The organism is Pseudomonas sp. GM17 (assembly GCF_000282175.2).
GTDB classification, from domain to species: Bacteria; Pseudomonadota; Gammaproteobacteria; order Pseudomonadales; family Pseudomonadaceae; genus Aquipseudomonas; species Aquipseudomonas chlororaphis.
Window position 1 is genome coordinate 3,885,984 of the sequence record NZ_CP124732.1, and the last position, 24,161, is coordinate 3,910,144.

General features: G+C 65.4%; 27 protein-coding genes. 12 read left to right on the forward strand and 15 right to left on the reverse strand.

All coding sequences use genetic code 11. From position 1 onward, the window contains the following. The first annotated feature begins 55 nt into the window (after positions 1-55). Positions 56-391: a hypothetical protein gene (locus tag PMI20_RS17460; protein WP_007931271.1), complete on the forward strand. Its 336-nt coding sequence runs from the start codon at positions 56-58 to the stop codon at positions 389-391. Between the two features lie 54 nt (positions 392-445). Here PMI20_RS17460 and PMI20_RS17465 read toward each other — a convergent pair whose 3' ends face one another. Further along, positions 446-1,156 carry an isoprenylcysteine carboxylmethyltransferase family protein gene (locus PMI20_RS17465; RefSeq protein WP_238543461.1) on the reverse strand — a complete coding sequence of 237 codons (711 nt, stop codon included), beginning with the start codon at positions 1,154-1,156 and terminating at the stop codon, positions 446-448. A gap of 300 nt (positions 1,157-1,456) precedes the next feature. On the opposite strand from PMI20_RS17465, the gene PMI20_RS17470 reads away from it, so the two are divergent. The 4 genes from PMI20_RS17470 to PMI20_RS17485 all read left to right on the forward strand — a co-directional run bounded on the left by PMI20_RS17470 (position 1,457) and on the right by PMI20_RS17485 (position 3,690). After that, positions 1,457-1,927 carry an arsenate reductase ArsC gene (locus PMI20_RS17470; RefSeq protein WP_007931269.1) on the forward strand — a complete coding sequence of 157 codons (471 nt, stop codon included), beginning with the start codon at positions 1,457-1,459 and terminating at the stop codon, positions 1,925-1,927. Next, on the forward strand, positions 1,927-2,661 hold the full coding sequence (arsH, locus tag PMI20_RS17475) for an arsenical resistance protein ArsH (protein ID WP_007931268.1): 735 nt from the start codon (positions 1,927-1,929) through the stop codon (positions 2,659-2,661). Before PMI20_RS17470 ends, arsH begins: the two co-directional genes overlap by 1 nt. A gap of 87 nt (positions 2,662-2,748) precedes the next feature. Further along, on the forward strand, positions 2,749-3,363 hold the full coding sequence (locus PMI20_RS17480; RefSeq protein WP_007931267.1) for a DNA-3-methyladenine glycosylase family protein: 615 nt from the start codon (positions 2,749-2,751) through the stop codon (positions 3,361-3,363). 54 nt (positions 3,364-3,417) lie between these two features. Continuing rightward, positions 3,418-3,690, forward strand: coding sequence for an Ada metal-binding domain-containing protein (locus PMI20_RS17485; RefSeq protein ID WP_007931266.1), 273 nt, complete (start codon positions 3,418-3,420; stop codon positions 3,688-3,690). On the opposite strand, the gene PMI20_RS17490 is transcribed toward PMI20_RS17485, so the two are convergent. From PMI20_RS17490 to dctP, 6 genes are all read right to left on the reverse strand, one after another. After that, positions 3,674-4,771, reverse strand: a complete 1,098-nt coding sequence (locus PMI20_RS17490) for an extracellular solute-binding protein (protein ID WP_007931265.1) — start codon at positions 4,769-4,771, stop codon at positions 3,674-3,676. The two genes, PMI20_RS17485 and PMI20_RS17490, sit on opposite strands and share 17 nt — an antisense overlap. A 2-nt stretch (positions 4,772-4,773) precedes the next feature. Further along, positions 4,774-5,898, reverse strand: a complete 1,125-nt coding sequence (gene aguA / locus PMI20_RS17495) for an agmatine deiminase (protein WP_007931264.1) — start codon at positions 5,896-5,898, stop codon at positions 4,774-4,776. A 101-nt stretch (positions 5,899-5,999) separates the two neighbouring features. Beyond that, positions 6,000-6,887 (reverse strand): LysR substrate-binding domain-containing protein, encoded by an 888-nt coding sequence (locus PMI20_RS17500; RefSeq protein WP_007931263.1) that lies wholly within the window; start codon positions 6,885-6,887, stop codon positions 6,000-6,002. A gap of 187 nt (positions 6,888-7,074) precedes the next feature. Then, positions 7,075-8,358 carry a C4-dicarboxylate TRAP transporter large permease protein DctM gene (gene dctM / locus PMI20_RS17505; protein ID WP_007931262.1) on the reverse strand — a complete coding sequence of 428 codons (1,284 nt, stop codon included), beginning with the start codon at positions 8,356-8,358 and terminating at the stop codon, positions 7,075-7,077. Further along, positions 8,358-8,990: a TRAP transporter small permease gene (locus tag PMI20_RS17510; RefSeq protein ID WP_007931261.1), complete on the reverse strand. Its 633-nt coding sequence runs from the start codon at positions 8,988-8,990 to the stop codon at positions 8,358-8,360. The genes dctM and PMI20_RS17510 overlap by 1 nt, the downstream gene beginning before the upstream one ends. An 89-nt stretch (positions 8,991-9,079) precedes the next feature. Continuing rightward, positions 9,080-10,069 carry a C4-dicarboxylate TRAP substrate-binding protein DctP gene (gene dctP, locus PMI20_RS17515; protein WP_007931260.1) on the reverse strand — a complete coding sequence of 330 codons (990 nt, stop codon included), beginning with the start codon at positions 10,067-10,069 and terminating at the stop codon, positions 9,080-9,082. A 252-nt stretch (positions 10,070-10,321) separates the two neighbouring features. Here dctP and PMI20_RS17520 point away from each other — a divergent pair, with 252 nt between their 5' ends. Both PMI20_RS17520 and PMI20_RS17525 read left to right on the forward strand, forming a co-directional pair. Beyond that, positions 10,322-11,911, forward strand: a complete 1,590-nt coding sequence (locus PMI20_RS17520; RefSeq protein WP_007931259.1) for a phospholipase effector Tle1 domain-containing protein — start codon at positions 10,322-10,324, stop codon at positions 11,909-11,911. Continuing rightward, entirely contained in the window at positions 11,911-12,564 is a 654-nt protein-coding gene (locus PMI20_RS17525; RefSeq protein WP_007931258.1) for a DUF2931 family protein, read from the forward strand. Before PMI20_RS17520 ends, PMI20_RS17525 begins: the two co-directional genes overlap by 1 nt. Positions 12,565-12,588: 24 nt before the next feature. Here the strand turns inward: PMI20_RS17525 and PMI20_RS17530 are convergent, their stop codons facing one another. The 5 genes from PMI20_RS17530 to PMI20_RS17550 all read right to left on the reverse strand — a co-directional run bounded on the left by PMI20_RS17530 (position 12,589) and on the right by PMI20_RS17550 (position 18,226). Continuing rightward, positions 12,589-13,404, reverse strand: a complete 816-nt coding sequence (locus PMI20_RS17530) for an HpcH/HpaI aldolase/citrate lyase family protein (RefSeq protein ID WP_007931257.1) — start codon at positions 13,402-13,404, stop codon at positions 12,589-12,591. Between the two features lie 192 nt (positions 13,405-13,596). After that, on the reverse strand, positions 13,597-14,802 hold the full coding sequence (locus PMI20_RS17535) for a CaiB/BaiF CoA transferase family protein (protein WP_007931256.1): 1,206 nt from the start codon (positions 14,800-14,802) through the stop codon (positions 13,597-13,599). A 20-nt stretch (positions 14,803-14,822) separates the two neighbouring features. Then, positions 14,823-16,172, reverse strand: coding sequence for an MmgE/PrpD family protein (locus PMI20_RS17540; protein WP_007931255.1), 1,350 nt, complete (start codon positions 16,170-16,172; stop codon positions 14,823-14,825). Positions 16,173-16,182: 10 nt separating this feature from the next. Next, entirely contained in the window at positions 16,183-17,346 is a 1,164-nt protein-coding gene (locus PMI20_RS17545; protein WP_007931254.1) for an acyl-CoA dehydrogenase family protein, read from the reverse strand. Between the two features lie 40 nt (positions 17,347-17,386). Further along, the gene (locus PMI20_RS17550) at positions 17,387-18,226 is read right to left on the reverse strand and encodes an HTD2 family dehydratase (protein WP_007931253.1); all 840 of its coding nucleotides are present in this window, start codon (positions 18,224-18,226) and stop codon (positions 17,387-17,389) included. Between the two features lie 137 nt (positions 18,227-18,363). Here PMI20_RS17550 and PMI20_RS17555 point away from each other — a divergent pair, with 137 nt between their 5' ends. Together PMI20_RS17555 and PMI20_RS17560 are read left to right on the forward strand one after the other, a co-directional pair. After that, positions 18,364-19,251, forward strand: coding sequence for a LysR family transcriptional regulator (locus tag PMI20_RS17555; protein ID WP_007931251.1), 888 nt, complete (start codon positions 18,364-18,366; stop codon positions 19,249-19,251). 134 nt (positions 19,252-19,385) lie between these two features. After that, positions 19,386-19,952 carry a GNAT family N-acetyltransferase gene (locus PMI20_RS17560; protein ID WP_007931250.1) on the forward strand — a complete coding sequence of 189 codons (567 nt, stop codon included), beginning with the start codon at positions 19,386-19,388 and terminating at the stop codon, positions 19,950-19,952. Between the two features lie 7 nt (positions 19,953-19,959). Here the strand turns inward: PMI20_RS17560 and PMI20_RS17565 are convergent, their stop codons facing one another. Then, a complete protein-coding gene (locus PMI20_RS17565) occupies positions 19,960-20,250 on the reverse strand; it encodes a double zinc ribbon domain-containing protein (RefSeq protein ID WP_007931249.1) in 291 nt (96 codons plus the stop codon). A gap of 147 nt (positions 20,251-20,397) precedes the next feature. Here PMI20_RS17565 and PMI20_RS17570 point away from each other — a divergent pair, with 147 nt between their 5' ends. From PMI20_RS17570 to PMI20_RS17580, 3 genes are all read left to right on the forward strand, one after another. Continuing rightward, positions 20,398-20,901 (forward strand): GFA family protein, encoded by a 504-nt coding sequence (locus PMI20_RS17570; RefSeq protein ID WP_007931248.1) that lies wholly within the window; start codon positions 20,398-20,400, stop codon positions 20,899-20,901. Positions 20,902-21,005: 104 nt separating this feature from the next. Beyond that, positions 21,006-21,251, forward strand: coding sequence for a hypothetical protein (locus PMI20_RS17575; protein ID WP_007931247.1), 246 nt, complete (start codon positions 21,006-21,008; stop codon positions 21,249-21,251). Between the two features lie 5 nt (positions 21,252-21,256). Then, entirely contained in the window at positions 21,257-22,072 is an 816-nt protein-coding gene (locus PMI20_RS17580) for a MipA/OmpV family protein (RefSeq protein ID WP_007931245.1), read from the forward strand. Between the two features lie 44 nt (positions 22,073-22,116). On the opposite strand, the gene PMI20_RS17585 is transcribed toward PMI20_RS17580, so the two are convergent. Together PMI20_RS17585 and PMI20_RS17590 are read right to left on the reverse strand one after the other, a co-directional pair. Further along, a complete protein-coding gene (locus tag PMI20_RS17585; protein WP_284168414.1) occupies positions 22,117-23,391 on the reverse strand; it encodes an ATP-binding protein in 1,275 nt (424 codons plus the stop codon). Further along, positions 23,392-24,099, reverse strand: coding sequence for a winged helix-turn-helix domain-containing protein (locus tag PMI20_RS17590; protein WP_007923858.1), 708 nt, complete (start codon positions 24,097-24,099; stop codon positions 23,392-23,394). It abuts the gene before it with no gap. Between the last annotated feature and the right edge of the window lie 62 nt (positions 24,100-24,161).

The following is a 24,161-nucleotide window of genomic DNA, read 5'->3' on the forward strand; positions in this document are numbered from 1 at the left end:
TGGCATTGAGAATGGGGCCGCGCCACGCCCTGTCATTCACACTGGAGGTCTCGTCATGAGCGCCCTGACAATCGAAGGCTGGTGCAAGGCCAGCGATGGGCAAAAATCCACGCCGCTGGGAGAGATCCATTTCTACGTCGATGGCCCCCTGCACCTGCGCCTGGAAGAAGCCGAGGAACGCCTGCAGAAAACCCATGAACAGGAGGCCATGGTCGACGTCGACATGGACACCATGGAGCTGATCATGCCCGAGGGGTACAGCCCCCTGTCCGACTGCCGGATGCGCGTCTATTTGCAGCACGGTCGCGGCCAGTTCCACCTGGTGGGGCACCGAGCCAGCGATGGCAGCCTGATCTACAGCAACGCGGTGCTGATCGACCAGCTGCTGTAGCAAAGCGGCTTCTGCGCCAGCGCCATTTCGTCCGGGCGTTATCGCTCCCGAGGCTCACCAGAGGCCGGGAACCAAGCGCCAGCGCACCCGCTGGCAATAGTCGGCATAACCGGGCAACTCGGCCTGCAACAGCTGGTCCTCCCATGACGTGCGCAGGACCAGCAGCGCCGCAGCCAGCGCCGCGGGAACCAGCGCCCAGAACGAACCCAGCGCCAGCGCCATGCCGAAGAACAGGCCCAGCGCGGCGAGATATCCGGGATGCCGCACGCAACGGTAGGGCCCGCTATCGATGACCCGCTGGTGCCGCTCAGACTGGATGCGCACACCCGGCTCGAAGAACGGGTTCACCGCCTGCGCCCAGCCGGTCACCGCGATGCCCGCCAGCACCGCCAGATAACCCGCCAGCACCATCCAGGCCGGAACAGCCGAGCCATGCAGCCGCCCGGCATCGAGTGCGGCGACCGGCAGCACGGCCGCCATCGCCGGCAGGATGAGCGCCAGCAGTTTTTTGTCCCAGCTTTGGGTGCCCGCCTGGACCCGGCTGCGCGCGCGGTAGATCACCGGATTGACCCGGGCGAGCACCAGGGCCGAAACGCCAAAGCCCAGGGTCATGACGGCGAGGAAGATCCAGCCGGGCCACCAGGCGAGCGTGCCGGCCGGCAGGAAAATCAATCCCAGCAGCGCCAGCGGCAGGCCGATCCCATAGGCGATGGCCGTGCGGCGCGACATCGGGTCCGGATCCCGAGGTGTGGAAGGGTTTTGCATACGTTTCTCCCTTTGGCGAGAGGCGACGGTATCGCGCTTCAAGAGATCGGCATTGGATGCAGCCAAGCCCGGCGAGCGTCCTGGATGGGCCGGGCATCTTCGGCCTGCGCCGAACCCGAAGCATAGAACACAGGCGCAGCCCCCCTGCCCAATCCAGCACCGAGACGCGCAACTGCGCTCGGTCGCTCCCCCCTATCGGCAGCTTGGCAACGCTCTTTCACATCCGTATATTCGAATAACCATATATTCAAGCCCGTGACTGTTTAACGTCATGGCTCCCCCCTCTGCCCGGAAGCCCCGATGAAAATCCTCTTCATGTGCACCGCCAACAGCTGCCGCAGCGTTCTTTGCGAAGCCCTGTTCAACCATCTGGCGCCGGCCGCTCACCAGGCGGTGAGTTCGGGCAGCTTCCCCGGCGGCACGCTCAACGCCCGCGCCCTGGTCACCCTGGAACAGGCCGGTGTCAGCACCGCCGGCCTGTACAGCAAAGGTTCGGAGGTCTTCGCCGACAGCCCACCCGATATCGTCATCACCGTCTGCGACAAGGCCAGTGGCGAGCCCTGCCCGGTGTATTTCGGCCCGGCGCTGAAAAGCCACTGGGGGCTGGAGGACCCTTCCGAGGTCCAGGGCGATGAGCAGGCAATCCAGGCCGCCTTCGAGCAAACCGTGCAGAAAATCCGCCAGCGTTTCGCCGCCTTCTTCGCCCTGGACCTCGACCACCTTTCACCCGCCGAGCTGAAGAATGCCCTCGACCGCATCGGAGCGCTGTGATGAACGACGACCGCAAGCCCAGCGAAGAACCACTGTCCGCCCTTGACCTTGAACTGCTGCAAGCCTTGGCGCCGGAGCATCTGGAGACCCCGGCGACAGCCGCGCACAAACCGCGCATCCTGCTGCTCTACGGCTCCACCCGCGAGCGCTCGTTCAGCCGCCTGCTGACCCGGGAAGCGGCGCGCATTCTCGAGTTCCTCGGCGCCGAAACCTACATCTTCGACCCCAGCGGCCTGCCCCTGCCGGACGATGCGCCGGTGGACCACCCCAAGGTCCGGGAACTGCGCGAACGGGTGCTGTGGTCCGAGGGCCAGGTCTGGTGCTCGCCGGAACGCCACGGCGCCATGTCGGCGGTGTTCAAGGCGCAGATCGACTGGATCCCCCTGACCCTCGGCGCGGTACGCCCGACCCAGGGCAAGACCCTGGCGGTGATGCAGGTCTGCGGCGGCTCGCAGTCGTTCAACACGGTCAACCAGCTGCGCGTACTGGGCCGCTGGATGCGCATGTTCACCCTCCCCAACCAGTCCTCGGTGCCCAAGGCCTTTCTCGAATTCGATGACGACGACCGCATGAAGGCCTCGCCCTTCTACGACCGGGTGGTGGATGTGATGGAAGAACTGATGAAGTTCACCCTGCTCCTGCGCGGCCGCGCCGACCTGCTGGTGGACCGCTACTCGGAACGCAAGGAAAGCGCCGCGGCGCTGTCCAGCCGGGTCAATCAGCGTTCGATCTAGGTTCACGGAATTCCAGCGCAAGAGACCGAGTGCAGCGCCAGGCATTGCTGGTTAATCTCTGGCAACGCCCTTGATCCAGGACTCTCCATGCCCGATCCGTTTCTTGAGGCCCGCGCCTTTCTGGCCGGGCTCGACCCCGACTGGGCTCGTCACGTCGAGGCGGTCGGCCCTTGCCTGCACCAGGCCAAGCCGGCCCGCGAACCCTGCGAGGCGCTGGTGCGGGCGATTGCCTATCAGCAACTGCACGCTCGCGCCGGCGATGCGATTCTCGGGCGCTTCCTGGGGTTGTATGGGCAAACCTTCCCCTCCCCCGAGCAGATCCTCGCCACCGATTTCGAGGCATTGCGCGCCTGTGGTTTTTCCGCCGGCAAGATCGCCACTATCCGAGGCATCGCCGAGGCGACCCTGAGCGGCGTGGTGCCGGATTACCAGGTGGCCCTGGCCATGGACGACGAGGCGCTGATCGCGCGCTTGACCCGCCTGCGCGGCATCGGTCGCTGGACCGTGGAGATGCTGCTGATCTACAGCCTGGAACGCCTGGACATCCTGCCCGCCGACGACTTCGGCGTGCGCGAGGGCTACCGGCGCCTGAAGGGTCTGGAGCAGCAGCCGACCCGCAGGCAGATGATCGAGATCGGCCTGTCCTTGCGCCCGCATCGCACGGTGGCGGCCTGGTATCTGTGGCGGGTGCCGGCGCGCTGACGGGTGTGTTCATCGCGCAGGTGCAGGCAGGTACAGCGGCTACAGGAGGGACGGATGAACACCGAAAAAAGCTGGGTTTTGCTCGATGCCCAGGGCAACACCTTTCTCAGCGAACAACCGGGCACCCTCGGCGGCCACCGTGGCAGCCGGATCTACGGACGGCTGGATTGCCCGGCCGCCCTGCGCGCCATCGCCCGTGGCGGTTATGTCCGCCAGCGGGTGTTCTTTGCCGACGAGGCCAGCGCCCGCAGCGCCGGTTATCGACCCTGCGCCCGCTGCCTGCCGCAAGCCTACGCCGCCTGGCGCGCGCTCACAGCCCCGACTTGAGGCGGCTGAAGGCGCGGATCAACGCACGGTTGAAGGCCTTGCCGTTGTCGTTCTTGCTGTACAGCGAGGCCCGCACCTCGGGGGTCGGGTAGGTGCCTGGGTCGTTGCGAATCGCCGGATCGACCAGGGCATCCGCGGCGCTGATGGCATTGGCGTAATGGATGGTGTCGGTGATCGGCGCGATCACCTGCGGGGTCATCAGGTAATCCATCAACGCCAGCCCGGCCTCGGGGTGGGGGGCGTCCTTGGGGATGACCATGGCGTCGAACCAGATCAGCGTGCCCTCCCTGGGGATGCGATAGCGCAAGGTGAAGGGCTTGTGCGCCGCCTCGGCCTGCCCGGCGGCGATCGCCACGTTGCCGTTCCACGACATGGCCACGCAGGTGTTGCCGTTGGCCAGGTCGCTGATGTTCAGGTCGTTGTCGAAGTAGCGGATATAGGGCCGGATCTTCGCCAGTTGCTGCTCGGCGAGTTTCAAGTCGTCGAGGTTCTGCCGGTTGATGTCCAGGCCCAGGTACTTCATCACCGCGGCGAACACCTCGTTGGGATCGTTGAGCAGGCTGACCCCGCAGTCGGCGAATTTCGCCACCACCGCCGGATCGAACAGCATCGCCCAGCTGTCCCGCGGCGCATCGGCCAGGCGCTGGCTGACCGCCTGCTCCTGATAACCGACACCGGTGGTGCCCCAGGCATAGATCCCGGCATAACGGTTGCCCGGGTCGAACACCGCCATATGCTGGCGGAACTCCTCGCCGACCCCGGCCAGGTGCGGCAGGTGCTGCTTGTCCAGCGGCTGGAGCGCGCCGCTGGCGATGGCCCGGGACAGGTGCTGGCCGGCGGTCAGCACCAGGTCGTAGCCGCTGCGCCCGGTGAGCAGCTTGGTCTCCACGGTCTCCAGGGAATCGAAGTGATCGACCACCACGCGGATGCCGGTCTGGCGCTCGAAGTTGTCCAGGGTGTCCGGGGCCAGGTACTCGCCCCAGATATACAGATTGACCGTGGGTTCGGCCTCGTCGGCCGCCTGGGCGCACAACGGCGCCAGCACCAGCAGCAATGCGCCGCCCAGCCTGTGCAGGTTCATGTTCAGCCCTCTTCGCCGGTGCGCCGGGGAGCCGCGTATTGCGGCATGGTGATGCAGGCGACGTTGCCGCCGCCGAGGAGAATTTCCCGAGAATTGTCGATGCCGACGATGCGGTGCCGGGGGAAGAGTTCGGCCAGGGTGGCCAACGCCGTTTTGTCGTTACGGTCGCCGAACAGCGGCACCACGATCGCGCTGTTGCCGGCGTAGTAGTTGATGTACGAGGCACAGATCCGCGTGCCGGCCTGGCGCGCATGGGTGCTGTCCAGCTGGTCCAGGCCTTCGGCTTCGGCGGCGGTCCATTCCAGCACGTCGGGCTGCGGCAGCTTGTGCACCACCAGCTCGCGGCCACGGCTGTCGCGGGTGCTGCGCAGGATATCGTAGGCCTCCTGGTAGATTTCCCACTGCGGGTCGTCGCGGTTGTCGGTCCATTGCAGCACCACTTCGCCGGGGCGCACGAAACACGCCAGGTCGTCGACATGGCCGTCGGTCTCGTCGAACTTGCAGCCGCGCGGCAGCCAGATCACCTGCTCCGCGCCCAGGTAGTCGGTGAGGCGCCGGGTGACCTCGGCCTTGCCCAGGTGCTGGTTGCGATTGCGGTTGAGCAGGCACTGCTCGGTGGTGAGGAGACTGCCCTGGCCATCGCTCTGGATGCCGCCCAGCTCGGCAATCAGCGGCGCGCGGTAGCGGTCGAAGTTTTCGATCTCGAGGATCTTGCTGGCGATCTGGTCGTCCTTGTCCCAGGGGTAATACAGGCCGCCGTCGAGGCCGCCATAGGCGTTGAACTCGAAATCGACGCCGCGCACTTCGCCGCTCTGGTCATTGACCACGAAGCACGGCCCGCTGTCGCGGAACCAGGTGTCGTTGCAGGTCATTTCCACCACCCGCACCTGCGGCGGCAACAGCCGGCGGGCATTGGCGAACTGGGCGGCGGAAGCACAGACGGTGACCGGTTCGCTCTGGGCAATCGCGGTAACGATCCGCACCCAGACCTTCTGCGCCGGCTTGGCGCCATTGCGCCAGACGTCGGTGCGCTCCGGCCAGCCGAGCCAGCAACCGGCCTTGGTTTCGAATTCGCCGGGCAGGCGGAAACCATCGTGTTTAGGAGTGGTGTCGAGCAATCGGGCCATGGGGGCAAACCTCGTCGGTGCTGGGGAATGGCCACCAAACTAGCGCCGCGCCGGGTCAAGGCACCAACGATGAATATTGCGCGACAGTTGAATTCAACTCATCAATCGCTCAACTGATCGCTGAACCAGTCCAGCAACTGCATCAGCGCCGGGCGCTCCAGGCGCACCCGCTCGCACACTAGGGCGTACTGCCCCAGGGCGGTCATGCTGGCGGCGTTGAAGGGCCGCACCAGTCGGCCATTGAGCAGGTCTTCCTGGGCCGTCAGGTTATCGCCCATGGCCACGCCCTGCCCTTGCGCCGCTGCTTCCAGCGCCAGCCCGGCGTGGGCGAAATACAGCTGGCGCGCCGGGCGCAAATCGCCGGCGTGGCTGGTCAGCCAGGCGGTCCAGGTCTTGCCGTCCTGATCGTCGTGCAACAGGCAATGGCGGGCCAGGTCCCGCGGGCTTTTCAAGTTGCCCTGGTTGAACAGCCCGGGGCTGCACACCGGGAAGAACTGCAGGGTCGGCAACGGCCGCACGAAGTAGGCGCTGCTGTCCTGCGGGCCGCTGCCGTAGGTGATCGCCAGGTCGATGTCCTCGCCCGGCACGCTGGCGTCGATCGGCTGTTCATAGAGATGCAGGGTGATATGCGGGTAACGCGCGGAAAAGTCCGCCAGCCGGCTCATCAGCCATTTCTGCGCCAGCTCGGCGGTCACCGCCAGGCGCAGCACCGCCAGGGAAGACGGATCGCGCAGCTCGTCGCAGGCTTCGCCGATCAGCTCGAAAGCCTGCTGCAGGCTCTGCATCAGCCGCCCGGCCGCCGGGGTCGGGCGGATCTGCCGGCCCTCGCGGACGAACAACGACACCCCGAGTTGCTCTTCGAGCTGGCGGATCTGATGGCTCACCGCGCTGTCGGTGACGCACAGCTCAGCCGCCGCCCGACCAAAATGCGCATGCCGCGCCGCGCACTCGAAAGTCCGTAATGCCGCCAGGGAAGGCAGACGTCGCATATCCAAGCCCCCGAAATGAAGGCGTCCATGCTGCCGCGACGCAGCGCCAGCGTCCAGCGCCCCGTAGGAGCGAGGCTTGCCTGCGATAAGCCCGCAAGAGCGCTGCACATCTCAAGGCCCCATCGCCAGCAAGCTGGCGCCCGCAAGGATCGTGCAAACCGCCTCTCCTCCAAGTAAAGGCGTTGCGTCAGTTCATCCCCAGCCAGTTCGGCAGCGCCAGGGAAATGAACGGCACGTAGGTCACCAGGATCAGGAACGCCAGCAGGATCATCAGCCACGGCAACGCCGCGCGGATGGTCTGGCCGAGTGTCAGGCCGGTCACCGCCGAGGTGACGAACAGGTTCAGGCCCACCGGCGGATGCACCAGGCCGATCTCCATGTTGACCACCATGACAATCCCCAGGTGGATCGGGTCGATACCCAGCTTCATGGCGATCGGGAAGAAGATCGGCGCCAGGATCAGCACGATGGCCGAAGGCTCCATGAAACTGCCCGCCACCAGCAGCACCACGTTGACCATCAGCAGGAAGCCGATGGGCGACAGCCCGGCGTCCATGACGAAGGTGGTGATCTGCTGCGGGATCTGCTCGGTGGTCAGCACATGGGCGAAGAGCATGGCGTTGGCGATGATGAACATCAGCATGATCGACAGCCGGCCCGACTCCACCAGCACTTTCGGGCAGTCGCGCAGGCGCATGTCCTTGTAGACGAACAGCGCGACGAAGGCCGAATACACCGCCGCCACCGCCGCCGCCTCGGTCGGGGTGAACAGGCCGCTGTAGATGCCGCCGAGGATGATCACCAGCAACAGCAGGCCCCAGAAGGCGCGGCGCGCGGTGCTCAGCCATTGGCGGAACGACACCCGCGGTTGCGCCGGCAGCTTCTTGATCCGCGCGACGATGTAGATCACCACCATCAGGATCACGCCCAGCAGCAGCCCCGGCACCACACCCGCCATGAACAGCTTGCCGACCGAGGTTTCGGTGGCCGCCGAGTACACCACCATCACGATCGATGGTGGGATCAGGATGCCCAGGGTCCCGGCGTTGCAGATGATCCCGGCGCCGAACTCCCGTGGGTAACCGGAACGCACCATGCCGGCCACCGCGATCGAACCCACCGCCGCCACGGTCGCCGGCGACGAACCGGACAGCGCGGCGAACAGCATGCACGCCAGCACCGCGGCAATCGCCAGGCCGCCACGGATATGCCCGACGCAGGCGTTGGCGAAATCGATCAGGCGCTGCGCCACCCCGCCGGTGGTCATGAAGGCCCCGGACAGCAGGAAGAACGGGATCGCCAGCAAGGTATAGGCTTCGGAGGTTTCGAACAGCTTGATCGCCAGGGAGCTCAGGGAGTCCGGGCTGAACAGCAGGATCGACGTGGCGCCGGCCAGGCCCAGGGAAATGGCGATCGGCACGCCGAGGAACATGAACACGAACAGCATCAGAAACAGGCAGAGAATGGCCATCAGTGCTGATCCTCGTGGTGACTGGCAAGCTTGCTGGCCTCGGCCGCCTCATCGGCCAGGCCCAGGTTGATCTGCCCGCGCATGAGGATGCGCCACATGATTTCCAGGTAGCGGATCAGCACCAGGGCAAAACCGAAGGGCACGATCATCGCGATGTGCGACAGGTGGATGCCGAACTGGTCCAGGTCCTCGGCTTCGATGCCGGCCTGGATCAGCGCCATCAACCACTTGAAGCTGGCGACCATGAACAGCCCGGCGTAGACCATGCAGCACAGGCAGGCGATCACCGCCAGCAGGCGCTGGGCCGGGCGCGAGGCCAGCTTGACCAGCGCGTCCACCCCCAGGTGCCCGGCGGTGCGCACGCCGTAGGAAATGCCGAAGAAGATCAGCCAGCCAAACAGCATCTTGGTCAGCGCCACGCTCCAGACCATGTCCTGGGCCAGTTCCATGAGGAAGTCGCCGATCCCCAGGAACAGCGCGCTGCCCCCTTCCCAGGCATCGCCGATGGCGTAGAACAGCGGGTAGAGGTTGTTGAGCACCACGTAGACGAAAGTCACCAGCGTCATGGCCGCCAGCAGGAAGGCGATGAACGCCTCTTCAAAATGTTCCCAGAACCGCCTCAGCCTGTGCATTGAGGTTCTCCGCGAAAGTGCCAGTGGAGTGCAGCCCGATAGCGGCTGCCGATGGGCCGCTGCGAGCGCAGCGGCCGGGATGCAGGTGGTTATTGCGCCTGGTTGGCGGCTTCGGCGGCCTGGATCAGGTCGGCGCCGATATCGCCCTCGAACTTCTTCCACACCGGGCGCATGGCCTCGCGCCACTCGTTGCGCTGCTCGGGAGTCAGGGCGACGATCTCGCTGGTCTTGGCGTCGATGATCTTCTGCCGGGACGTCTGGTTCAGGGCTTCGGCCTGCTTGTTCACTTCCACCGAGACCTCGGCCATGATTTTTTCCAGCTCGCCGCGCACATCCGCCGGCAGGCCGGTCCAGAACTTGGCGTTGGTGATCACCATGTAGTCGATCAGGCCGTGGTCGGTCTCGGTGAAGTACTTCTGCACCTCGTGGACCTTCTGGCTTTCATAGTTCGACCAGGTGTTCTCGGTGCCGTTGACCACGCCGGTCTGCAGGCCCTGGTAGACCTCGGCGAAGCTCATCTTGCGCGGGTTGGCGCGCACCGCCTTGAACTGCTCCTCAAGCACGCTGGAAGCCTGCACGCGGAACTTCAGGCCTCGGGCGTCCTTGGGTTCCACCAGCTTCTTGTTGGCCGACAGCTGCTTGAGGCCGTTGTGCCAATAGGCCAGGCCAAGGATGCCCTTGTCCTGCATGGCGGTCAGCAGCTGCTTGCCCTCGGCGTGCTGGAAGCGGTCGACGGCGGCGAGGTTGTCGAACAGGAATGGCAGGTCGTAGATCTGCACCTTCTTGGTGTACTGCTCGAACTTGGCCAGGGACGGCGCGAGCAACTGCACGTCGCCCAGCAGCAGCGCCTCCATTTCCTTGCCGTCGCCGAACAGCGAGGAGTTCGGATACACCTCGACCTTGACCCGGCCCGGCAGGCGTTCCTCGGCCAGCTTCTTGAACAGCAGGGCGCCCTGGCCCTTGGGGGTGTTTTCCGCCACCACGTGGGCGAACTTGATCACGATAGGGTCGGCGGCCTGCGCAAGACCGGCGCCCAGCAATGCGGCGGCACAGAACAACGCCCGGGAGAGCTTGAACATGGACTTCACCTTCTTATTGTTGTGGTTGATCGCAGAGTGCCTAAGGGCACGCGTATTGAGAATTTTGAATTTTTGATACCTGCGTTCGCCTGGGCCGAACGCCGGGCGCTACCGGCGATAGGCGCCTGAAGTTCCATCCCCCCTACGATGGAATCAGCCGCAACCGAGCCTGTTGCAGATTCCTCCTAAATCCATCCTCCGCCCTTCCCGGTACGGTCTCCAGCACCCTCTTCGACCGCACCAGGACCACCCATGGCCAACAACGGACCCGGGCCGATGCCCCGCCTTCTACGGCCCGCCATTCCCAATCAGAGCCCCAACCAACCACCCGCCGAACGCACCGCCGAAACCGCACAGCCCAGCTACGGCGAACAGCTCTGGGCGCAGTACGAGAAGTACGCCAAGGAACCCACCCCACCGCCGGCAAAAACCCAGGTGGCGCTGCGCATTGGCGTGTTCTTCGACGGCACCGGAAACAATGCCGGCAACTCGGCCATGGGCCAGGTTTGCGGCGCGCAGCATGCCATTGAAGCCAGGGATATCGATGGCAGTTGCAAGCCGTATATGAGCGATCCGCAGAGTAGTTATGGGAATGGGGTGAGCAATGTTAAGCGGTTGAGTGACTTGTACTATTCCAACCGGAAAGTAGAGGGTGAGGAACTGCAAAAGCGCGCCTATCGCTCAATCTATATTGATGGCATCGGCACACAGGCCGGTGAAAAAGACAGCCTGCTCACCTCGGGTACAGGGCGTGGCGACACAGGAATCTCAGGGTGCGTGCAGAAAGCATTTCGTGCGATCAAGGAACGTATCCGTGAAGCCCACGAAGATAATCCCGAAAGCGAAATCACTTCTCTGACCTTCGATGCCTTCGGCTTTAGCCGAGGTGCGGCGGCAGCCCGGCACTTTGCCAATGAAGTCGTGCGCTGGCTCGGACCACTCGAGCTAATTCTCCACGACTACTCCAGTGCCTTCAGCCCCCGCTTCAACCGACAGTACGGCCACGACGTAGACATGGGCTTTATTGGTCTGTTCGATACGGTGCCGTCGGTTGCCGGGCTGGGCAATCTGGGCAACGTGCGCAGCGCCATTGCCCCAGGTATCAAGCTGCACCTCGACCGCCGCTACTTTCGCTCGGTGGTGCAACTGGTCGCCCGCGACGAGTACCGGGCCAACTTTGCCCTGAGCCGGGTCAGTCCCGACCATGTGGAAATCGCCTTGCCCGGCGCCCATTCGGATATCGGCGGCGGTTATCTGGATGATGCTCAGGAATGTGTACTGATCAGTCCGATGCAGGCGCTGGAGGTGCCCATTAATACCGAGGTGACCCAGACCTCGATTTACCGGGACACGGTACAGGCAAAATCACGCTGGCGGGCCAAGGGCTGGCCTGCACAATGGCTGGAAATCATCACGCCGGAGCCGATGCTGTTGCCCCAGGATCTCCAGGACCGCCTCGCCCCCCGCAGAAAACGGGTATATGCCGGCCTGCAGCTCAAGCGCTCTATAAGCAACAGGTTATCGAGGGTGTATCTACGCGTCATGTATGAACTGGCCAAGCAGAATGGCGTGCGCTTCAAGGTCATCGACGAACAGGATCCGGACTACGCCATCCCGCAAGAGCTTCAAGCCCTTTGTGACAGATTTGTCGCCGGTGATTACAGTACGACGCCGGCCGAGGAGACCCTGCTCAAGCTGCGTTATATCCATCTCTCGGCCCACTGGAATCACCCGTTAGGTAAACAACACGGCGGCAGCCTTAAAGTTGTCTATATCAACGCCCCCACGGTGGATGCCGTGCGTGTGCAACATCCTCACGTACCTGACTGGACGCTTTGGTAATGAGAATATTCATCGCCCTGCTGGGCACACTGCTGTTAATTGGTTGCCACGTTGATCCGCTTTCCGGAAAACACGATCCCAAAGATCCTTGGTGGGAGCTTGGCTTCATCGAGCCGTTCTACATGGAGGTCTGGGTCGAAGACAGCGCTGTTGAAGATATCAACGGCAAGCTATTCCGTCGTACTGGTGGCGGCTCCGCTGCGGGCGGTGATATGGGTTACGACAAAGAGTGGGCCAGAGGATGGAGTGGTGGAGTTGGAGGCAACGGTAAGTCGGTAGTAGGCGCAGACCTACCCAAACGCATTTTCGTGCGCTGGCAATCGGTCGTGGAACCCCAAACTTATCGAGCATGGATAGATATCCCGGAAGAAGCCCGGAAAATCATGACCACCTCGACGAATCGACGCTGCCCGGAAACTCCGCACCAGACTGCCCGCTATATGGCATCGGTCTATTTAGGCCTCGCTCCTGGCGGCATCGTACAAGTCTGGGTCAGGGACGAATGCCATCACCCGGTCAAAGTCGCCCGCGCCCAGGGTGAAATCGAGCCACTGGGCCCACACCTGGGCAAATCCAACGGCCACTATTACCCCCTGTCCGAAAACTCCAAACGCTACATAGAGCAATACGGCATTCCCTATGGCAGTTGGTAACGCGCTCCTGCGCGATTGCAGTATTCAGGGACTCAGCGCCAACAAGCGCTGGGCCCGCAGCAGCACTGGCGCGTCGACCATCTGGCCGTCGATCTGGTAGGCGCCGGCGCCGTGGCTGCCGGCGTCCACCACCCGTTGCGCCCAGGCCAGGTCTTCGGAGCTGGGGGCCAGGGCCTGGTGGATCACCGGCACCTGTTTCGGGTGGATGCACAAGGCGCCGGCAAAACCCATTTCATAGGCGTGGCGAATGGACTGGCGCAAACCTTCGGGGTCGTCGATGGCCGGGTGCACGCCATCCAATGGCGGCACCAGGCCGGCGGCGCGCGAGTGCAGGATCAGCGCCAGCCGCGCCTGGTCGAGGGCGAACTGCGCCGCCGCCGAACCGCTGCACAGGTTGAGGTCCAGTGCCAGGTCCAGGCCGCCGAAAGACAGGCGCTGCACCGCAGGAGCCCGGGCGATTTCCGCCAAAGCCAAGAGCCCGCGCGCGCTTTCGATGATCGGCCAGATCTGCTTGCCGGTGGCCGCCACGGTCGCCACCTGGGCGGCGCTTTCGACCTTGGGCAGCAGGATGCCGACCACCCCGGCCTGGGCTTTGCAGAACCCCAGGTCGGCGGCATGTTCGGCATGTTCCGGGGCATTGACCCGCACCCACAGCCGCGCCTGGGGCTGGCTGTTGAGGTACTGGCCGAGGTTGTCCCGGGCCTGGCGCTTGAGCGGCTCTTCCACGGCGTCCTCGAAGTCGACGATCACCACGTCGGCGCCGCTGGCCAGGGCCTTGCCGAAACGCTCGGGACGGCTGCCCGGGACGAACAAGGCGGAGCGGACAATAGGGTTGGACATGTTGAATTCCTTGTAAGTGATGCGGGGTCCGCGGACCGGATTATCTGTGCCTTGACGGCGCATGCTTGCCCGCGAGAGGCCCTTGAGGGCGATGCCGATCTCAAGGGCCCCTTCGCCAGCAAGCTTGGCTCCTACAGAGGCCACCCACGTCAACGGACCTATCCGTGCCAGCCCCTGCAGGAACGAGGGGTTTCAGATCACGCCATTGGTCTGCAACTGCTCGATGGCATCGCTGGACAGGCCCAGTTCGGCGAGGATCGCGCCGCTGTGCTGGCCCAGCCCGGGAACGCCGTCCATGCGCGGCTCGAACGCGGCATTGCGCGCCGGCGGCAGCAGCGACGGCAGCTTGCCGGCCGGGCTGTCGACCTCGCGCCAGCCGTCGCGGGCCTTGAGCTGCGGGTGCTGCCACACGCCCTGCATGTCGTTGACCCGGGCGCTGGCGATCTGCGCCTGCTCCAGCCGCTCGATCACCGCCTCCACCGTCAGCCGGGCGAAGCTGTCGACGATGATCTGCCGCAGCGCCTCGCGATTGGCCGAGCGCTTGAAGTTGGCCGAGAAGCGTTCGTCACCGGCCAGCTCCGGCATCAGCAGCACCTTGTCGCAGAACGCCGCCCATTCGCGCTCGTTCTGCAGGCCGAGCATCACCGTGCCGCCATCCCCCGCCGGGAACGGCCCGTAGGGGTAAATGGTCGAGTGCGCCGCGCCGGCCCGGGGCGGTGGCGGCGCGCCGTCGAAGGCGTAGTACATCGGGTAGCCCATCCACTCCACCAGGCTTTCCAGCATGCTCACGTCGATGCGGCTGCCCTGCCCGGTCCTGCCGCGCAGCAACAGCGCCGAGAGGATGCCGCTGTAGGCGTACATGCCGGCGGCGATGTCGGCGATCGAGCAGCCGGCCTTGGCCAGTTGCTCCTCGCCCGGGCCGCCGGTCACCGACAGGAACCCGCCCTCGCTCTGGATCAGCAAGTCGTAGGCCTTTTTCTTCTCATAAGGGCCGCCCTCGCCATAACCGGAAATGTCGCAGACGATCAGCCGCGGAAAGCGTTCATGCAGCGCCTCGAACGACAGGCCCATGCGCGCCGCCGCGTCCGGCGCGAGGTTCTGCACCAGCACGTCGGCCTGGGCCAGCAGGCGTTCAAGAATGTCGCCGGCGGCGTCCTGCTTGAGGTCCAGGGTCAGGCTTTCCTTGGAACGGTTGGTCCAGACGAAATGCGAGGCCAGGCCGCGCACGCGCTCGTCGTAGCCACGGGCAAAATCGCCGCTGCCGGGGCGCTCGACCTTGATCACCCGGGCGCCCAGGTCGGCCAGTTGGCGGGTGCAGAACGGCGCGGCGATGGCGTGTTCCAGGCTGACCACGGTGATGCCGTCCAGCGGCCGGGGTTGTGCGGTATTGAGTGTCATAAGGCGTCCTCGGGGCGGGCTCAGAGCAATTCGTTCAATTGCGCGGTGTCGCGCAGGTTCCACACCTGGCGGATCAGGGCCGCGCCCTGCTCCGGGGTACGCGCGCCGGAGAAGCGCAGCAGGCGCTGGAACTTGTCCGCCAGCTCGGCCCGCGACAGGCCATTGCCCAGATCGCCCTTGGGCTCGTCGATGGCACCGTGCAGGGTGCGGCCATCGTCGGTGCTGACCACTACACGGCCCAGCCAACGCTGCGGATAGGCACGATCGACCTCGGGGTCGAGGACCATCGACACCTTGTCGCGAAACGCCGCCACCGCCGGGTCGTTCAGCGCCAGCTCCTGGAACTCCGGCAGCCCGGCCTTGCCATGCACGGCGATCAGGCCGAGCACGGTGCCCATGGAGAACTTGGCCTGGTGCACGGTCTGCGGCACGCTCACCCGCCCCAGCACATCGATGGCACCCTGGTGCACGCGGGTTTCCACGCTAGCGATCTGCTCATGGCTGAGGCCTTCGCGCTGCATCAGCGCCAGCAAGGCGTCGGCGGCCGGGTGGGTATGGCGGCAGGAGGCGTGGAACTTGAACGAGGTTTCCAGCAAGGCCCAGCGACTGCCCAGACGGTCGGACAGGCGCACCGGCTCGGCATCCCAGGACATGCCCGCGGCCATGCCCTGCTCGCCTTCGAGAATATTGCGCGCGCCGCTCAGCCCGTCGCGGGTCAGGTAGGCGGCGAGCAGTCCGTCGGCCGCGGCCTTGGCCGTGTGCAGCTGCTTGGAGTCCGCGGCGTCGCGCAAAAACTCCCAGAGGCCGGCAGCCTGGGTCCCGGCGCTGCCCAGCAGATTGATGAACTGCACCTGGTCGAAGTCCATCAACTTGCCCACCGCCACCGCCGCCGCGAGGGTGCCGACGGTGGCCGTGGTGTGGAAGATCCGGTAATGGGAACGGCCCATGAACTCGCCAATGCGAATCCCCGCCTCGTAGCCGGCCACCGCCGCCAGCAGCAGTTCCTGGCCGGACTTGCCCAGGTCCTGGGCCGCCGCCAACGCGGCCGGGAACACCACGGTGGCCGGGTGCAGCACCGAGCTGTTGTGCAGGTCGTCCTGCTCCACCAGATGGGAACACGCGGCGTTCACCAGGGCGGCGAAATAGGCCGAGCTGCCGCGGCCGTTGACCAGGATCCGCGCCGGACCATCGGCCGGGCCCATCTGCTGGGCGTAACGCTCGAACAACGGGATCGGATGCGCGCCCTGGCTGGCCAGCGCCGAGCCGAGCCAGTCGAGGAACAGCTCTTCGGTGCGCGCCAGCACGCTGTCGGGCAACTGCGGGTAACTCAGGCCGGCAAGGAACCCGGCCAAGGCTTGGGTATGGCTCATGCTCGGTTCCTCAGAAGCTGCGCGGCAGTTCGAGCAGATGCTCGGCCACATAGGACAGGATCAGGTTGGTGGAGATCGGCGCCACCTGGTACAGGCGGGTCTCGCGGAACTTGCGCTCGACGTCGTATTCGCAGGCGAAGCCGAAACCGCCGTGGGTCTGCAGGCAGGCGTTGGCCGCCTCCCACGAGGCCTTGGCCGCCAGGTACTTGGCCATGTTGGCGCTGGCCCCGGCGTTAAGGCCGCTGTCGTATTCCTCGCAGGCGCGCCAGCGCATCAGGTCGGCGGCCTCGATCTCGACATGGGCTTCGGCGATGGGGAACTGCACGCCCTGGTTCTGCCCGATGGGCCGGCCGAACACCACGCGGTCGCGGGCGTACTGGCTGGCCTTTTCGATAAACCAGCGGCCGTCGCCGATGCACTCGGCGGCAATCAGCGTGCGCTCGGCGTTGAGGCCGTCGAGGATGTACTTGAAGCCCTTGCCCTCCTCGCCGATCAGGCTATCGGCGGGGATTTCCAGGTTGTCGAAGAACAGCTCGTTGGTCTCGTGGTTGACCATGTTGGCGATCGGCTGCACGGTCAGGCCGTGGCCGATGGCCTCGCGCAGGTCGACCAGGAAGATCGACATGCCTTCGGATTTCTTCTTGACCTCGGCCAGCGGCGTAGTGCGCGCCAGCAGGATCATCAGGTCGGAATGCTGGATCCGCGAGATCCACACCTTCTGCCCGTTGATCAGGTACTTGTCGCCATGCTTGATCGCGGTGGTCTTGATCTTGGTGGTGTCGGTGCCGGTGGTAGGCTCGGTGACGCCCATCGATTGCAGGCGCAGTTCGCCGCTGGCGAGCTTTGGCAGGTAGAAACGCTTCTGCGCTTCGCTGCCGTGCCGCAGCAGGGTGAACATGTTGTACATCTGCCCGTGCACGGTGCCGGAGTTGCCGCCGCAGCGGTTCACCTCCTCCAGGATCACCGAGGCTTCGGCCAGGCCCAGGCCCGAGCCGCCGTATTCGGCCGGGATCATCGCCGCCAGCCAGCCGGCGTCGGTCAGGGCCTTGACGAAGCGTTCCGGGAAACCTTTTTCTTCATCGATCTTGCGCCAGTAGGCGGCATCGAACTCGGCGCACAGGGCCCGCACGCCTTCACGGATGGCATTCAATTCTTCATTGCTGTTGGGGTTCATCGAACGGCTCTCCGCCTGTGGTTATTGTGCTGGGATGGGGTCATTCCGGGATGGCGTCGAACAGCACTTCGCCGCGCTGGGCCAGGCCGGCGTCGTTGCCGGCCCAGAGCTCGGCGACGCCGGGGCGGACGATGTGCCCGCCGACCTCGAACGGCTGCGGCGCGATCAAGGGCCGCAGGCCGCGATAAGAAAACCGCCGCAGCCGGGCTCCAGGGTGGGCGCGGCAGAAAGCGCGCAGGCTGAGGGTGGCGATCAATGGGCCGTGGACCACCAGCCCCGGATAACCTTCGGTCGCGGTGACATAGGGAAAGTCGTAGTGGATGCGATGGCCGTTGAAGGTCACGGCGCTGTAGCGGAACAGCAGGGTCGGGCTGGGCTCGACGGTTTCGCGCCAGTCGCCCTGGATCAGCGGCTCGCCGCTGGCCTGCTTGGGCGGGGTCGGTTCGCGGTAGACGATGTCCTGTTCCTCGCGAATCGCCAGGCGACCGTCCTGGGAATACTCATGGCGCACCGTGACGAACAGCAGCGCGCCGGTGCGCCCGGTCTTTTCCTCGACCTGGCTGATGGTCGACACGCACTGCGCCTCGAACCCGGCGCGCAACGGCTCGAAGAACTCCAGCCGGCCACCGGCCCACATGCGGTTGCGATTGGCCGCCGGCGGCAGGAAGCCGCCACGGGCCGGATGGCCGTCGCCACCCAGGGCGCTTTCGGCCAGGGGTTCCTGGAAAAAGCACCATTGCCACAGCGGCGGCAAGGCCTCGCCAGGGGCCGGCACGGGTTCGCCGAAGGTCGCGGCGATGCGCTTGAGCAGGTTGTCGCTGAGCAGGTCTCGGGCTTGCTGGCTACGGCCTGTCCAGGCGCTGGGGTCGGTCACGCTCATCGGGTCGGGTCCTGTTGCGGTGGTGGTGAGCCCGATCATGCAAGCCGCTGTGCGTTCTGAGAATTTGCATTTCAATAAACCGGCGTTCGGTTATGCTGAACGCCGCTTTGCCCCCTCTTCACTCCAGGAGCCCGCCCATGCATTTCGACCTGGCCGACCTGCGCCTGTTTATCCATATCGCCGAATCGCCGAGCCTGACCCAGGGCGCCAAGCGCGCCTTTCTTTCGCCGGCGGCGGCCAGCGCGCGGATCAAGGCCCTGGAAAGCCAGCTCGAGACCCGCCTGCTGTACCGCGACAGCCGCGGCGTCGAAGTCACCCCGGCCGGCGAGCGGCTGTTGCAGCATGCGCGGCTGATCATGCGCCAGGTGGATTACCTGAAAAGCGAGTTCACCCAGTACGGCGGCGATTCCACCGGGCATATGCGCATCTTCGCCAACACCACGGCGGTGACCGAATTCCTCCCGGAGATCCTCGCCGGCTTTCTGTCGAAACGCCCGGGGGTCACGGTGGACCTGCAGGAACGCCTGTCCCGCGACATCGTGCGTGGCGTGCTCGACGGCACCGCCGACATGGGCATCATCGCCGGCCCGGTGGAAGCCAGTGGCCTGCAAGTCCTGCATTTCAGCACCGACCACCTGGTGCTGATCCTGCCGGTCGACCACCCGCTGGCGACGCAGCCAGCGGTGACCCTGGAGCAGACCCTGGCCTACCAGCACATCGGCCTGCACGAAGGCAGCACCTTGCTGAGTTTTTTGCGCGAACACGTGGAGCGCACCGGCAAGCAGCTGTCGCTGCGGATCCAGGTGTCGAGCTTCGAAGCGATCTGCCGCATGGTCGAGGCCGGCGTGGGCATCGGCATCATTCCCGAATCGGCCGCGATCCGGCACAGCCGCACCATGCAGCTGGTGACGGTGAAACTCGACGAGGCCTGGGCGGTGCGCGAGCGCAGCATCATTGTCCGTGAGCTGGAGGCCCTGCCCGGCACCGTGCGGGCGCTGATCGCCACCCTGATGCCCGAGGCCTGATCGCTCGGAGGCCAATCTGCCTCCTGGCGCAAAACCCTCTGCGACACCGCCGCCCGTTGACCTGAATCAAGGGCCCGGCGCCTGACAGGTGTGAATGTTCAGGCAAACCTCTGCACCTTCACGGAGACTTGCCCATGACCAGCACCGCCCTCCACACGCCTGCCCTGGCCGCCTTCGCCCGGTACAAAGGCGAACACTGGATAGACGCCCTCAACGACGGCAGCCCGGTGCTGATCCGCCCGTTGCGCGCCGAAGACCGCGAGCGGGAAAAGGCCTTTATCGAGAACCTTTCGCCGACCACCCGGCACCACCGCTTCCTGGGCGAAGTGAAGGAAGTCGGCGAGGCCCTGCTCAGCCAGTTGATGGATGTCGATGGCTGCGAGCGCGTGGCTTACGTGGCCCTGGTCCACGACAACGGCTCGCTGCGGGAAATCGGCATCAGCCGCTATGCCACCATCGGCACCGACGCGGACACCTGTGAGTTCGCCGTCACCGTGGCCGACGAATGGCAGCACAAGGGCCTGGACGCCTTGCTGATGCACCATCTGGTCGACCGGGCCAAGGGCCAGGGCTTCAAGCAGATGTACTCCCTGGATTGCCCGGCCAATCACCGCATGCGCGAACTCGCCGCGACCCTGGGTTTCCACCGCGCCATCGACCCGGACGACGCGACCCAGGTCCGTTACCACCTGGCGCTGTAGGCCGGCCTCAGCCCGCCGCCCCGCCACACTGGGCGCAAAACCGCGCGCCGGCGGCCAGCGTGTTGCCGCACTGGCGGCACGCGGCGGGCTGCAACGAGGTCCCGCACTGCTGGCAAAAACGCGCCTTGGCCGCGTTGCTCGCCCCGCAGTCCGGACACAGCGGGCCGCCCGCGAGCGGCGCTGCGCCACCGGAGTGCCGGCCATGCCCGCCGCCATGCCTGTCACCCTGGTGCCCGCCCTGGGAGCCGCCATGCCCACGGCCACGATGACCGCCCAGCAAACGTTCGAAAAAGCTCATGTCGATCACTCCTGATAAAGAGAGTCGACAGTAAAAAGCCTGAAGTAGCTATAGGGTCAACCCGGCGCCGACCAGCGCCCATGGCGAACGCTCCAGCCGACAGCGGCTAGGCTGACGGTCATAGCCCATGGATCGTCGGAGGTCGTCATGCAACTCGAAGGTTCCTGCCATTGCGGCGCTGTCCACTTCAGCCTGGACAGCGCCCACCCTTACCCCTATCAACGCTGCTACTGCTCGATCTGCCGCAAGACCCAGGGCGGCGGCGGGTATGCGATCAACCTCGGCGGCGACGCCGCCAGCCTGAAAGTCCGCGGCCGCCAGCACATCTCGATCTACCACGCGCTGCTCAGGGAACCCGGCAAACGTGCCCGGCGCAGCAGCGCCGAACGGCATTTCTGCAGCCGCTGCAGCTCCGGGTTGTGGCTGTTCAGCCCAGAGTGGCCGGAGCTGATCCATCCCTTCGCCTCGGCCATCGACACGCCGTTGCCGATACCGCCGGAACACACCCACCTGATGCTCGACTCCAGGGCGTCCTGGGTGGAAATCGACTGGCACCCCCACGACCTGCAATTCGCCCACTCCCCCGAGGAATCTATCGCCCAGTGGCATGAAAGACATGAGCGGCATGAACGCCTGGACCTGCAACGCTAAGCGCCGGGCATTCACAGTCTTTGACAGTTTTGCGACAAAGCTGCCAAAGATTGCCCGCACCCGCGTCCCTAGCATGAGCGCATCCATTTCCCCACGGGTGCGCCATGTACGGTCGATTCTTCACGCTCTTCATTGGTGTGCTGCTCGGCGGCCTCAGCTGCCAGGGCACGCCGCCCCCGAAGCCCAGCGTCGAACCGCCGCCTGAAATCGCCACGCCACCCAAGACCGCCCTCCGCGCCAAGCCGGCCCCTGTCGCCCCGGCGCGCAAGGTCGCCCAGCACCCGCGCGATGGCCTGGGCAGTTCCTATTCCACTCCCAACGACCACTCCCACACCCTGCTGAGTTTCTAGCCGCGATGAAGACCTCGATCCGTCCGAAAACCTTGTGCCTGTCCCTTGCGTCGCTACCTCTGGCTTCGCTGTGCCTGCTGACGCCCTGCGGCCCGCTCTACGCCGCGGACTGGCAGTACCAGCTGCAAACCGGCGTGGCCAGCCTGCCGCGCTACAGCGGCAGCGACGAACACAGCGTCGTCCCGATCCTGGGCGGCGAAATCGTCAGCCCCTACGGGGTGTTTCTCAACACCGAACAGGGCCTTGGCTGGGGCAATGAATGGGGCGACCTGGCGTTCAGCACCTGGGTCGGCCCCAGCGAAGCACGCAAGGACCGCAAGCACGGCTACAAGGGCTCGGACCATCTGGCCGGCATGGGCTCGATCAAGTCCCGCGCGCAGTTTGGCGCCCACCTGGGCTACACCCTGGGCACCGTGGAGCTCGGGGCCACGCTGCAGCATGCGCTGAAGAAGAACGACGACCCGGACACCGGCTCGGCCTACAACCACCTGCAACTGAGCATCGGCAGCACGCTGTATGAGGGCCGGTACGGGCGCCTCGAGGGCAGCCTCAACAGCCAGTTCGGCGACGGCGACTACCTGCGCACCTGGTATGGCGTCAGCAACGCCCAGGCTGGCAGGACCCGCTTCGGCGCCTATCGGCCCAAGGGTGGTTTTCTCAGCCGGGGCGGCGACCTGACCTGGACCGTGCCGGTCAGTGAACAGATGAACGTATCGACGGTGCTGGCGCTGCAGTACCTGGGGCGGGAGGCGGCGGACAGCCCGATTGTCGAGCGGCGGCTGCAGACGTCGCTGGCGACCACGCTGGAGTACAGCTTTTAAGCGGTGTTGGCCGTTCTGACGTTATCGCGCGCAAGCTGCCTGGGCTATTCGAGCTGCGCCCAGGTCATGCGAAACGACGCACCGCCCCATTGCGAATCCGTCACCTCGACCTGGCCGCCGTGGGACTGCGATACCCGCCGCACCAGCGCCAGGCCGAGGCCGAAGCCGCCGGTGCGGCGGTCGCGGCTGGCGTCGAGTCGGGAGAACGGCTCGAAGATCTTCGCCCGCCCTTCCACCGGCACGCCCGGGCCGTCGTCGTTGACCTGGACCTCATAGCCCTGCCCGACCTGCACCAGGGACACCTCGACGCGCCGTTCGGCGTAGCGAATGGCATTGCGCAGCAGGTTGATCACCGCCCGCGCCATGAACCGCGGTTCGATGCTGATGTACTCGACCTCACAGGCCCGGATCGCCATCTGCACCCCCGCCGCCTCCGCCTCCAGGGCGACACTGCCGACCACGCTGTCGAGCCAGTTGCGGGCCTGGATGGTCTCGCGGTTGATCACCGTGGCGCCGTGTTCCAGGCTGGCGTAGGTCAGCAGTTCGGAAACCATTTCCTCCAGCTCGCCGAGGTCGGCGTACATGTCGGCGATCAGCTCGCGGTTCTGCCGCGGGTCGGACTGCTTGAGCTGGTCGAGTTCGAACGACAAGCGGGCGATGGGTGTGCGCAATTCATGGGACACCGCGTTGGTCAGCTCGCGCTGATTGGCGATCAGGCCTTCGATGCGGCTGGCCATCTGGTTGAAGTGCTGCGCCAGGTCGCGCACGTTGGAGCGCCGCGGCAGGCGGATGCGCGAGCCCAGGTCGTTATTGCCGAAGCGCTGGGCCGCCAGGCGGATCAGCTCCAAGTCGCGCCAATGCGGGCGTACCCAGAAATACAGGACCAGCGCCAGGCTGGCCCCGAGAAAGGCATAGGCCCAGAAATACAGCCACTTGGGCTCTTCCGGCAGGCGGATGCTCAGCAACTGCGGGCCGCCGTCGAGGTTGGCGATGAACTCGCTGAAGTCGCCGCGCACCACCAGTTTGTTCTCGGCCAGCAGCTGGCGTTCGCGCTCGGACAGGTCCAGCTCATCCGCCTGCAACAGCCTCAGACGCATGCCGTAGTGTTGTTGCAGCTCGGCCAGCCGCTGCTCGCGCGCCGCTCCCGTGACCGGCGACAGTTGGTTGACCAGGCTGTATCCCGGCCCGCGCATGGCCTCGCGGTTGTAGGTTTCGTTGGCGTCCGGCAACAGCTCGGAAAAGGTGTAGTTGACCGCCCAGATGGCCACCGCCAGCCCCAGCGCCAGAATGAGGTACAGACGCAGAAACAGCCGCAGCATCTAGAGCTCCCACGCGAACGGATTGAACAGATAGCCCTTGCCCCAGATGGTCTTGATGCACACCGGCTCGCGAGGGTTGTCCTGGAGTTTGCCGCGCAGCTTGCTGATGTAGACATCGACGCTGCGATTGAGGCCGTCGAAGGCGATGCCGCGCATGCGGTTGAGGATGTCGTCGCGGGAGAGGATTTTGCCCGCCGAGCTGGCCAGCAGCCACAGCAGCTCGAACTCCATGGTGGTCAACTCGATCAGCTCGCCGGCCAGGCGCACTTCCCGGCAACTGCGGTCGAGGGTCAGGCTGCCGAACTCCAGCGCGCCGCGCACCGTCGGCTCCGGCACCTGGCGCCGTTGCAGGGCGCGCAGGCGGGCCAGCAGCACCGGCGGCTTGATCGGTTTGATCACGTAGTCGTCGGCGCCGGACTCAAGACCGAGGATATGGTCCAGGTCGTCTTCCTTGGCGGTGAGAATGACGATGGGCGTGTCCGCCACGTTGCGGATCTCCCGGCACACGTGCAGGCCGCTCTGGCCCGGCAGCATCAGGTCGAGGACGACGATTTTCGGCTTGAACTCGAGAAAGGCCGCCAGCGCCACATCGCCACGATGTACCGTCAGGACCTCGAAACCGTGTTGGGACAGGAAGTGCGCGATCAGCCCAGCGAGCTTCTCGTCATCTTCCACCAGCAATACTTTGCCAAGACCCGGGTTATCCATAAATACCAGTCTGAGTGCGCACAATTGGGGCGCGCATTATAGGCGGCATCGGATAAGTCTGA

Excerpts from the sequence above, each read along its gene's own strand:
- PMI20_RS17460 (WP_007931271.1), top strand. The coding sequence starts at position 56 with ATGAGCGCCCTGACAATCGAAGGCTGGTGCAAGGCCAGCGATGGGCAA.
- PMI20_RS17465 (WP_238543461.1), bottom strand. The coding sequence starts at position 1,156 with ATGCAAAACCCTTCCACACCTCGGGATCCGGACCCGATGTCGCGCCGC.
- PMI20_RS17470 (WP_007931269.1), top strand. The coding sequence starts at position 1,457 with ATGAAAATCCTCTTCATGTGCACCGCCAACAGCTGCCGCAGCGTTCTT.
- arsH (WP_007931268.1), top strand. The coding sequence starts at position 1,927 with ATGAACGACGACCGCAAGCCCAGCGAAGAACCACTGTCCGCCCTTGAC.
- PMI20_RS17480 (WP_007931267.1), top strand. The coding sequence starts at position 2,749 with ATGCCCGATCCGTTTCTTGAGGCCCGCGCCTTTCTGGCCGGGCTCGAC.
- PMI20_RS17485 (WP_007931266.1), top strand. The coding sequence starts at position 3,418 with ATGAACACCGAAAAAAGCTGGGTTTTGCTCGATGCCCAGGGCAACACC.
- PMI20_RS17490 (WP_007931265.1), bottom strand. The coding sequence starts at position 4,771 with ATGAACCTGCACAGGCTGGGCGGCGCATTGCTGCTGGTGCTGGCGCCG.
- aguA (WP_007931264.1), bottom strand. The coding sequence starts at position 5,898 with ATGGCCCGATTGCTCGACACCACTCCTAAACACGATGGTTTCCGCCTG.
- PMI20_RS17500 (WP_007931263.1), bottom strand. The coding sequence starts at position 6,887 with ATGCGACGTCTGCCTTCCCTGGCGGCATTACGGACTTTCGAGTGCGCG.
- dctM (WP_007931262.1), bottom strand. The coding sequence starts at position 8,358 with ATGGCCATTCTCTGCCTGTTTCTGATGCTGTTCGTGTTCATGTTCCTC.
- PMI20_RS17510 (WP_007931261.1), bottom strand. The coding sequence starts at position 8,990 with ATGCACAGGCTGAGGCGGTTCTGGGAACATTTTGAAGAGGCGTTCATC.
- dctP (WP_007931260.1), bottom strand. The coding sequence starts at position 10,069 with ATGTTCAAGCTCTCCCGGGCGTTGTTCTGTGCCGCCGCATTGCTGGGC.
- PMI20_RS17520 (WP_007931259.1), top strand. The coding sequence starts at position 10,322 with ATGGCCAACAACGGACCCGGGCCGATGCCCCGCCTTCTACGGCCCGCC.
- PMI20_RS17525 (WP_007931258.1), top strand. The coding sequence starts at position 11,911 with ATGAGAATATTCATCGCCCTGCTGGGCACACTGCTGTTAATTGGTTGC.
- PMI20_RS17530 (WP_007931257.1), bottom strand. The coding sequence starts at position 13,404 with ATGTCCAACCCTATTGTCCGCTCCGCCTTGTTCGTCCCGGGCAGCCGT.
- PMI20_RS17535 (WP_007931256.1), bottom strand. The coding sequence starts at position 14,802 with ATGACACTCAATACCGCACAACCCCGGCCGCTGGACGGCATCACCGTG.
- PMI20_RS17540 (WP_007931255.1), bottom strand. The coding sequence starts at position 16,172 with ATGAGCCATACCCAAGCCTTGGCCGGGTTCCTTGCCGGCCTGAGTTAC.
- PMI20_RS17545 (WP_007931254.1), bottom strand. The coding sequence starts at position 17,346 with ATGAACCCCAACAGCAATGAAGAATTGAATGCCATCCGTGAAGGCGTG.
- PMI20_RS17550 (WP_007931253.1), bottom strand. The coding sequence starts at position 18,226 with ATGAGCGTGACCGACCCCAGCGCCTGGACAGGCCGTAGCCAGCAAGCC.
- PMI20_RS17555 (WP_007931251.1), top strand. The coding sequence starts at position 18,364 with ATGCATTTCGACCTGGCCGACCTGCGCCTGTTTATCCATATCGCCGAA.
- PMI20_RS17560 (WP_007931250.1), top strand. The coding sequence starts at position 19,386 with ATGACCAGCACCGCCCTCCACACGCCTGCCCTGGCCGCCTTCGCCCGG.
- PMI20_RS17565 (WP_007931249.1), bottom strand. The coding sequence starts at position 20,250 with ATGAGCTTTTTCGAACGTTTGCTGGGCGGTCATCGTGGCCGTGGGCAT.
- PMI20_RS17570 (WP_007931248.1), top strand. The coding sequence starts at position 20,398 with ATGCAACTCGAAGGTTCCTGCCATTGCGGCGCTGTCCACTTCAGCCTG.
- PMI20_RS17575 (WP_007931247.1), top strand. The coding sequence starts at position 21,006 with ATGTACGGTCGATTCTTCACGCTCTTCATTGGTGTGCTGCTCGGCGGC.
- PMI20_RS17580 (WP_007931245.1), top strand. The coding sequence starts at position 21,257 with ATGAAGACCTCGATCCGTCCGAAAACCTTGTGCCTGTCCCTTGCGTCG.
- PMI20_RS17585 (WP_284168414.1), bottom strand. The coding sequence starts at position 23,391 with ATGCTGCGGCTGTTTCTGCGTCTGTACCTCATTCTGGCGCTGGGGCTG.
- PMI20_RS17590 (WP_007923858.1), bottom strand. The coding sequence starts at position 24,099 with ATGGATAACCCGGGTCTTGGCAAAGTATTGCTGGTGGAAGATGACGAG.